We start from the raw sequence: 8,778 nt of genomic DNA on the forward strand, positions 1-8,778 counted from the left end.
ATTTTGTCGAGAAGAACAAGTTTGGAGATGGTCTTAGGAGTAGACTGCTCCGTATGCAAAGAAAGGAGATGGTTGTAGTCGATATTGTGTACAATATTTACAGGTACATGAATCATTTTATTTTGTTTTGGAAGGATTTCTACACCGCCCAATACTTATAATATGTATATATTAAGCCTTTGGCATAGCTTTAAATATCACCTTATTTAAATTGTTTTCAGTAGGTCTGTATTCTAATATTGATTATTACGATCTTAACTTCACTGGTGCTTAAATGAAAAGATATAAAGTAAGAATAGAGAATGTAATATTTGCTATATTTCTATTATTTATAATTATTAGGGCAGCAAATGCGAATTCTATGATTGCTATATTCGACTATCACCAGATTGTTCCTAATACCTCTATAACTAATCAATATCAGACCAATTATAGTGTCTTCATAAACCAAATGAATTGGTTACAGCAGAATGGATATCATACAATAACTTTGGCTAAACTTGTAAGTTATATGGCAAATGGGACAGAAGTCCCACCAAATACAGTAGTCTTAATTTTCTCTGATGGATACAAAAGTCATAGGGCAATAGTTGAACCAATATTAAAGTCGCACGGGTTTGTTGGAACATTTTGCGTAGTAGCAGGATACATGATAAATGGATATCCTGCATTTATGAATATGTCTGACGTTTTATATTTACAAAGCCAAGGTAATGAGATATGCGGACATAGTTACAGTCATCCCCATCTTGTTAATGCATCAGAGAACCTTAATGGAATACCTGCAAACTGGATTCTTGAGTTAAATGTCTCTACAAATATATTTAGAAGTAACTCGATAAATGTTACGGATTTTAATGTACCTTATTGTAGTTACAATGCTTCGCTTGTTAAATGGGTTGAGGCATTAGGTTATAGAGCAACTAAACTTTGTATGAATGGATTTAGTAACTTCACAAATCCATCAAAAGATCCAAGATTTAATTATACAATGTTCGGCCAAAATGTTCCCTATTGGGGAATAACAGATATAGAACCAAATGCTTCCCTCGCCAACCTTGTATTGTTTTCAAACATAATTATTAATGGAAATGTTGGAAATCCTGCAAATATTACTTTTATTTCAAGTCCTTCAGCGTCATCGTCTAATTTAGGTGCAGAAGCAGGTATCGGTGGTTATAACCCTAGCGTAGTTGGACTAAATTATACTTCAACTACAAATTTAAGTTCCTCAAATTCCTCTATAACATCTAAAAGAATTGCTAATAAGCCGATAGTGATAATAAATAACGTTTCTTCTAACGTATCTGTTTTTCCTACCTCGATTAAAAATAATATGGATTTAATAGGGTTAATTGTGAACCTTTCACTTTTAGTAGGATACATAACTATTTTACCTATTTTGCTGCTAATGGTTATTGCAATATTTAATAAAAATAAATTCAATAATTATGATTTAAAATATAAAGATTTACCAGTATTCTCTTTAATAGTTCCTGCATACAACGAAGAATTAGTAATTAAAAGGACGATTGATAAATTTTTAGATACTAATTACCCTGTAGCTAAGAAAGAAATTATAGTTGTTAATGATGGTTCTACTGATAGAACCGCTGAAGAAGTTATGAAATATGCTTATAAAATAATTAATGTAGAAAATGGAAAAATAATTTATAAACACGAATCAAATAATAAAAATATTATTTTAATAAATAATAAGCTAGGTGGTAAAGGTAAGGCACACGTTGTAAATTTAGGTAAAAAATTTGCTCGAGGAGATGTTCTATTCTTTATTGATGCCGATGTAAGAGTAAGCAGAGATGTATTTTATAAAGCAGCTAAAGACTTATCAGATAAAAGTATTGGTGCACTTGCAGGATATGTTGAAATAAGTAGGAAAAAAGGTAGAATATTAAATGGCTTCGTTGACTTTGAAGCTACAATAGCACAAAAAGTCGTAAGAAGAGGATTTGATGCAATAGGCGTGCATTACATCATACCTGGTGGATGTGCAATATTTAGAAGAAAACTTCTTAATGAAATAGGAGATTACGAATCTGATACATTAGCAGAAGATACTGATATCACTTGGAGATTCGCTTCGGAATCGAAAAGTAAGATAAGATTTGATCCTAATATAGTAGTTGTGGCTGATGAACCAAATATATTAATAAACTTATGGACTCAACGCGTTAGATGGGCTAGAGGAAACATTGGCGTAACTTTAAAACATAAAAATAAAATAGGAAAGTTAAAACATGGCAAAATGTCAACTGTTGGTATTCCATTTTGGATTGCAACTATACTAATACCAATAACATTTCTTTTTGCTACTATTGGCATATTGCTAGCAACTATATTTTATATTACAGTACCAGTATACATTTCTAATCTTGCAAGATTATTTGCAATAGCTTTTTATATTATCTTTTTTGTAGGAGTTATACTAAATAGAGGAAGGTCATGGTTTGGTGGGTTGTTTGCTCCAGGAATACCGATGCTAATTACACTTACTTCAAGTTTATTTTGGTCAACTGGTTTATCAGGGCTATTAAACTTAATAGGATATGGTCAATACACATTCATTACAGGTATTTTATTAATATCTTGGATAATCATATCTATACCATTTACATTTTTACTAGTAGAATTATCTAAAAAACATGGTGAAGTATCTAATTTCTTACAGGTATTATTATTTAGTTATTGGATGATCCTTGTTCTAAGTGCGATTATAGGATATATAAAGGAATTTAAAAAAGAAGAACTTATATGGCTTAGAACTCAACGTAATTAAAATTGCTTTACTTATATATGGAATTCCATGATACTTTTATATCTCTTATTGGCTTTATTAATGGTGCTAACGCTATTGAAATCACTGAATTGATTTTAAATGGACATCGGATCTATAGCATTGGGAATAATGCTTGTCATGGGGTACGTTCTGCTTTTCATAGGCATATTCCTGATGATACTCGCAGTATTCGACATACCGATAGAGCGTAACTACAGGAAGAACAAGCATATAACCCCGACGTTCTCGCTCATAGCGCCATCGCACAACGAGGAAAAAGTGATAGAGAGGACGATAAAGATCTTCCTTGAAACGATAGACTACCCGATGGACAAAAAGGAATTCCTAGTGATCAACGACGGATCCACGGACAAAACGGCAGAGATAGTGATGAAATACGCGGGAAAGATAATAACTGCAGAGACCGGCGAAGTGAAGATCATCCCGGGAAAGTACAAGAACGTGGTCCTTGTCAACAGGGCGGTAGGCGGCAAGGGAAAGGCATTCGTGAATAACGACGGCATAAAGTACTCCACCGGGGAGATAGTATTCATAATAGATGCGGACATACAGGTAGACAGGAACGCATTCAGGATAGCCGCGAGCCATTTCTCCGACAAATCAGTAGTAGCGGTATCCGGCTACGTATATGCAAAAGAGACGAACGGATTGTGGAACAAGTTCATAATATCCGAGTACATAATGGGCCAGAAGATACTGAGGAGGGGATTCAACTTCATAGGCATACATTATGTCATCCCCGGCGGCTGCGCGATAATGCGAAGGTCAACGATACAAAAGGTCGGGGACTACTCCAGCGACACACTTGCTGAAGATACTGATTTCAGCTGGAGGATAGTAATAGAAACAAAAGGCAAGGTCAATTTCGACCCTTCGATAAAGGTCATTGCAGATGAGCCAAGCACCATAATCGACCTGTGGAACCAGAGGGTGAGGTGGGCGCGCGGCAACCTGGAGGTTACATGGAAACACAGGCACAAGGTCGGCAGGCTGAGGTACGGAAAGGCAACGACACACACATATCCGTTCTGGATAACCTCCCAGATAATGCCAATAGTATTCCTGATGAGCACAGGCGCAGTGGTAATAGTCACTATAACGGGGAGCAACCTGCTGAGCTTTACCCATGTCCTTGCCCTGATACTCGGGATCGTATTCTACGTGTCATCGTTTGCTGTAATAGGGATAGCAAAAGGCAGGTACTGGCTAGAGACCCTTTTGACTCCGGGAATACCGATAGTCGTGAGCCTAACTGCATCGATGTTCCTGCGCGAGGGCATAGTGGGCCTGCTGAACAACGTCACTGGCTCAAATGCAGGCACTACTATAGGGCTAATACTCGGTGTATGGTTCATAATAGCGTTGCCCGGAACTTACTTCTGCCTCTGGCTTGCGAGGAAAGGGCACATGAAGGCCGCAAACATCATACAGTTGGCTGTATTCGGGTTCTGGATGTTCAGCATAGCGTGCACCTTCGAGGCATACGTGAAGGAATTGTCCAAGTCTGACAGGGTATGGATAAGGACCGTAAGATGACATCAAGAATGCGATTTCGCGCAAATGCATATGTATTTATAGTTATGGTATCCATTTGTATAGCGGTATTTAAGCGTTCTAAACCGAAGGCTCACACAGCCTTATATAATCATTCATTATAATGATATTATTGTCGGGTCAGCTGCAAATGGCTGCTGATGCAGGATTAGGTGATAATAATCCGTCGGCAATGTGGATGTATAGCAAAAAAAGCAATTTAAACGGGGGTGTCTATGATGACTACAAAGCAAAAGTCGCAGTCAACGAACGGATTGAAGCTACGGGGTAGCGACAGGAATATACTATTTGTGGGTGCGCATCCAGACGACATAGAGCTGGGCGCGTTAGGCACCATAATCAAGTACAACAAGCAGGACAAGGTGGTGAAGTGCATAATCGCCACCAACGGCGAGAGGGGCGTAGGGGACAAGAGGAAATTCAACAGGGTAGAGGAAACGCTTACAGCACTTGTCGGCGCCGGAGTGGAAAGGAAAGACGTCAGGTTCCTTGAGCTTCCGGATACCCGCCTTTTTACGGTTCCGGACAAGCTCATAATGCACATAGAAAACGCCTGCAAGGAATGGCACATAGAAAGGATATTCTTCCATTCAGTGAACGACAGGCACATGGACCACAAGACTGTGCACGATGCAAGCATATCCGGGGCAAGGTTTGTGCCGAACCAGCTTACATACCAGTCCAATTCATCAACGACTGAAAACTACGTTGGGAAATACTATTCGGACATAACGCCGTATATGGACCTTAAGGAGAAGCTGATAAAGAACCACAAATCGCAGTACGAGCAGGGAAGGCAGTATCTCGATCCCTCATCCATAAGGGCGCTTGCAAGGGTTCACGGAACGAATTCGAAGCAGCACGGCGTGATATATGCTGAAGCGTTTGAAATTGAGAGGTTCGTGGAGGTTTTGGCATGAAAGTGATGGTAACTGGTGCAGGAGGGCCAGCATCTGTGTGCATAATAAAGGACCTCAAGGATGTAAAGGACTCCGATGGCGGCAAGAAATACGAGCTCGTATCAACTGACATAGACCCGCTATCCCCTGGATTGTACATGGTAAGCGAGAAGAACAGGCATATAGTGCCCAGGGTCAACGATAACGGATTCATAAACAAGATGTTTAGGCTTGCGAGAAGGGAGAAGGTAAACGTCGTCCTGCCCACTGTGCAGGAGGAGCTCATCCATTTCGCAAGGAAAACGGAAATGTTCGAAGACGCGGGGATAAAGGTTGCGGTGTCAAAGCCCGAATCGCTGCTAGTAAGCAACAACAAGCTAAGGACGTATGCATTCTTCAAGGGTGCTTCTTACTGCCCGGAGCTGTACAACGATTCAACAGTCAGATTCCCAGCGGTCATAAAGCCCAAGGACTCAAGGGGCTCAAGGGGGTTCTACATAGCTGAGAACGAGGACGAGCTGCGGGTGTTCCTTGCAAAGAACGAAAGGGTCTTCGGCAAGGACAACTCCATAGTCATGGAATTCCTCAACGGCTCCGAATATTCGACATACGGGATTTCGGACTTCAAGGGCAAGCCGCTTGTTGCAGTACCCATAAAGAGGATTCTCGCCGGGGGCACGTCAGTAAGGGCTGAAGTTGCCGATAATCCAAAAGTAAAGGAAATCGCAACGGATATAGCTTCAAAGCTTAACCTGTACGGCCCATGGAACGTGCAGCTGATGGAATCCAATGATGGCGTCAAGCTCGTGGAGGTGAACCCCAGGTTCGCTGGAACCTCGGTGCTTGCGGCAGCCGCAGGGGTAAACATGCCGGAGCTTACGATAAGGCTTCTCATGGGCGAAAAGGTAGAGGGCAAGGACCTTGAGTACAAGACAGGGGTTACCATGACAAGGTACAGCGAGGAGATATTCATAGAAAAGGACACCGGGAAGGTCTTGAGAAAGGAATGAGATCAAGGCATTTCCGGGTGCATTTAATGTAATTGTGGCAAGAATGCCAGGAAGTGAGGATACGAACGAGGAACTAAGGCATCATTTGAGGGGCAGCGATTTAGCGACCACCCTTATCATAACAAGGCACGTGCATACCAGCTTCAACAGCCGCAACATAGTGCAGGGCGCAAGGACCGACTCGGAGCCGTCCATCAAGGGCTGCATCCAGGCGGAGATGCTGGCATTCGAGCTCAGGAAGTACAGGATTGACTCCATAGCCTCGTCTCCCCTTCAAAGGTGTATAGCAACGGTCTCGCCGTTCGCAAAGCAGAAGGGCCTTGAGATAAGCATAGTGAAGGACCTCAAGGAAAGGGACTACGGCATATTTGACGGAAAGCCCCCTGAACTGTACGACAGGTGGAAGGAGCAAAACAACGCTTACAATTACTCCTACAGGCCTCCAGAAGGCGAATCCTTCATGGATGTGAGAGAGAGGGTATCAAGGGCCAAGGACGATATACTGGAAAGGTACAGCGGCAGGAATGTCCTTGTATGCGGCCACAAGGGCACTAACATAGCCCTGATGATGGCACTTTTCAACAAGCCCGAAAGCCACTACCGTGAATATGCCATGGATAACGCCTCCATAACCGTGGTTGAGGTCAAGGGAGGCGTTCCAAAGCTGATCCTTTTCAACTCCACTACACATCTTGATGAGGAAAAGTCCATCCGAAGGCGCAACCTTGTCTAAATTAAAAAATATGAAGTTGTGATTAAATAAAAATAATAAATAAAATATTAATAATAAGCATTATTTTATCCTTAATAATTATACCCAAATTACAATCGATAAAAAATGGAGATTGGACTTCATTCACATTAAATAATAATAATTCAAGAAATCAGATAAATTCTACTATAAATTCGTCAAATATAGGTAGCATATTTGAAAAGTGGGAGATTGTAACTAATTCAAGCATAACATCTACACCAATAGTTATGGACGGTAATGTTTATTTCGTAGATTGGAATGGTGATGTATACTCTGCAAATATTGTTAACGGATCTTCTAATTGGGCAGTAAATTTAGGCTATCCAATTTCTTCTACTCCTGAAATAGTAAATGGTATAATTTATATAGGACTAAGCCCCAATTTACAGACAGAAGTATTTGCACTTTCCCAAAAAGATGGCCATACTATATGGAATACAAAAATTAAAACAACTTCAAAACAAATCTGGTCTTCCCCAATATTTTATAACGGTTTGATTTATATCGGAGTAACTGGTGATAATCCAAATGATACAGAGTCTAATGCTTCAATAGTTGGTGGTATATATGCACTTAATGCATCTAATGGGAATTTAGTTTGGAATTTTAATACCATGATTAGTAATACAGGTGGCGATGGAGTTTGGAGTTCAGTTGTTGTTGATCCCACTTTAGGATCCATATATTTTGGTACTGGCAATCCATATATTAGTGCTAATAACCCATATAAGAAAAATAGTTCCGGTTTGTTATATAGCTATTCTATAATATCATTAAATGCAACTAATGGAAAACTAAATTGGTATTATCAAGCTTATAATTCATTTCAGGCTGGAGGAGATTTTGATTTTGGTTCTACACCTAATTTATTCACAATTACATCAAATGGCATAACTTATAACGTAATTGGATTAGGAAATAAAGATGGAAGTTACTATATTTTAAATAGAGTCAATGGTAAATTTATTAATAAATTTTCTATAAGTAACGGTACTGAAGATGGTATAATAGGGTTGGCAGGGTTTATTTATTTATCAGAAACACAAGTAAATCCGGAGTTATTTATACCATCACAATATTCTAGTAAAAATGGATCTTATGGAGGAGTTGTTGAAGCACTTTATCCATCTAATGGTTCTATTAAATGGAAATTTTTTACCAATGGAAATTTAGAAGGATCGGTTTCGATTATTCCTGGAGCAGTAATTTTTGGAGATAATACTGGAAATCTATATGTTGTATCGATATTGAACGGAACGCAATTATTTCATACAACATTTGTTAGAAATATAGTGGGTGGTATAACACCTGCTGATGGTTATTTATTTGTACCAACTGCTTTTGGTTCTCAAGGTGAAGCAGGACTTTATGAATTTTCAATTCAACAAGGTAATAAAGAAATACAACATAATCAAGGAATAATTGCTAAAATTATAACTTTTATTATTGAATTTTTCAAAAGTTTATAACTCTATTTAGGTAATATAAAGTACCATATCTCTAAAGTAAAAAGATAATTTTGATTGGCATGTGCTGATGAACGCAATCAGAAAAGATTAGACTATACTATAGGTCCTAATAACTTATAGCTTTTTAAAATGACCTTCTCCACGACCTAAAGGTCGTGGTATCATTCAGGTAAGTGTTGTTTGCATAGATATATCTTGTTTTCGTATGTAATTCTGCAATGTTTTCTCGTCTCTTGGACCAACACTTCCGTTGCTGTACCCTGCAGTCCAGAAG

6 protein-coding genes are annotated in these 8,778 nt (G+C 39.2%); all 6 read left to right on the forward strand.

The features are described 5' to 3' along the window. Nucleotides 1–274 precede the first annotated feature (274 nt). The 6 genes from KGI06_05765 (at nt 275) to KGI06_05790 (ending at nt 8,504) form a co-directional block, all read left to right on the forward strand. A complete protein-coding gene (locus KGI06_05765) occupies nt 275–2,797 on the forward strand; it encodes a glycosyltransferase (protein MDE1871716.1) in 2,523 nt (840 codons plus the stop codon). A 99-nt stretch (nt 2,798–2,896) separates the two neighbouring features. Then, on the forward strand, nt 2,897–4,354 hold the full coding sequence (locus tag KGI06_05770) for a glycosyltransferase family 2 protein (protein MDE1871717.1): 1,458 nt from the start codon (nt 2,897–2,899) through the stop codon (nt 4,352–4,354). Nucleotides 4,355–4,590: 236 nt separating this feature from the next. After that, a complete protein-coding gene (locus KGI06_05775; protein ID MDE1871718.1) occupies nt 4,591–5,292 on the forward strand; it encodes a PIG-L family deacetylase in 702 nt (233 codons plus the stop codon). After that, nucleotides 5,289–6,281, forward strand: a complete 993-nt coding sequence (locus tag KGI06_05780) for an ATP-grasp domain-containing protein (protein ID MDE1871719.1) — start codon at nt 5,289–5,291, stop codon at nt 6,279–6,281. Before KGI06_05775 ends, KGI06_05780 begins: the two co-directional genes overlap by 4 nt. A gap of 43 nt (nt 6,282–6,324) precedes the next feature. Continuing rightward, nucleotides 6,325–7,014, forward strand: a complete 690-nt coding sequence (locus KGI06_05785) for a histidine phosphatase family protein (GenBank protein MDE1871720.1) — start codon at nt 6,325–6,327, stop codon at nt 7,012–7,014. 248 nt (nt 7,015–7,262) lie between these two features. Next, entirely contained in the window at nt 7,263–8,504 is a 1,242-nt protein-coding gene (locus KGI06_05790; protein MDE1871721.1) for a PQQ-binding-like beta-propeller repeat protein, read from the forward strand. Nucleotides 8,505–8,778 lie beyond the last annotated feature (274 nt).

This window comes from Candidatus Micrarchaeota archaeon (assembly GCA_028866575.1).
GTDB lineage: Archaea > Micrarchaeota > Micrarchaeia > Micrarchaeales > Micrarchaeaceae > UBA12276.

Bases quoted from the DNA above. Each gene is read 5' to 3' on its own strand.
- KGI06_05765 (MDE1871716.1), top strand. From the start codon at position 275: ATGAAAAGATATAAAGTAAGAATAGAGAATGTAATATTTGCTATATTT.
- KGI06_05770 (MDE1871717.1), top strand. From the start codon at position 2,897: ATGGACATCGGATCTATAGCATTGGGAATAATGCTTGTCATGGGGTAC.
- KGI06_05775 (MDE1871718.1), top strand. From the start codon at position 4,591: ATGACTACAAAGCAAAAGTCGCAGTCAACGAACGGATTGAAGCTACGG.
- KGI06_05780 (MDE1871719.1), top strand. From the start codon at position 5,289: ATGAAAGTGATGGTAACTGGTGCAGGAGGGCCAGCATCTGTGTGCATA.
- KGI06_05785 (MDE1871720.1), top strand. From the start codon at position 6,325: ATGCCAGGAAGTGAGGATACGAACGAGGAACTAAGGCATCATTTGAGG.
- KGI06_05790 (MDE1871721.1), top strand. From the start codon at position 7,263: ATGGACGGTAATGTTTATTTCGTAGATTGGAATGGTGATGTATACTCT.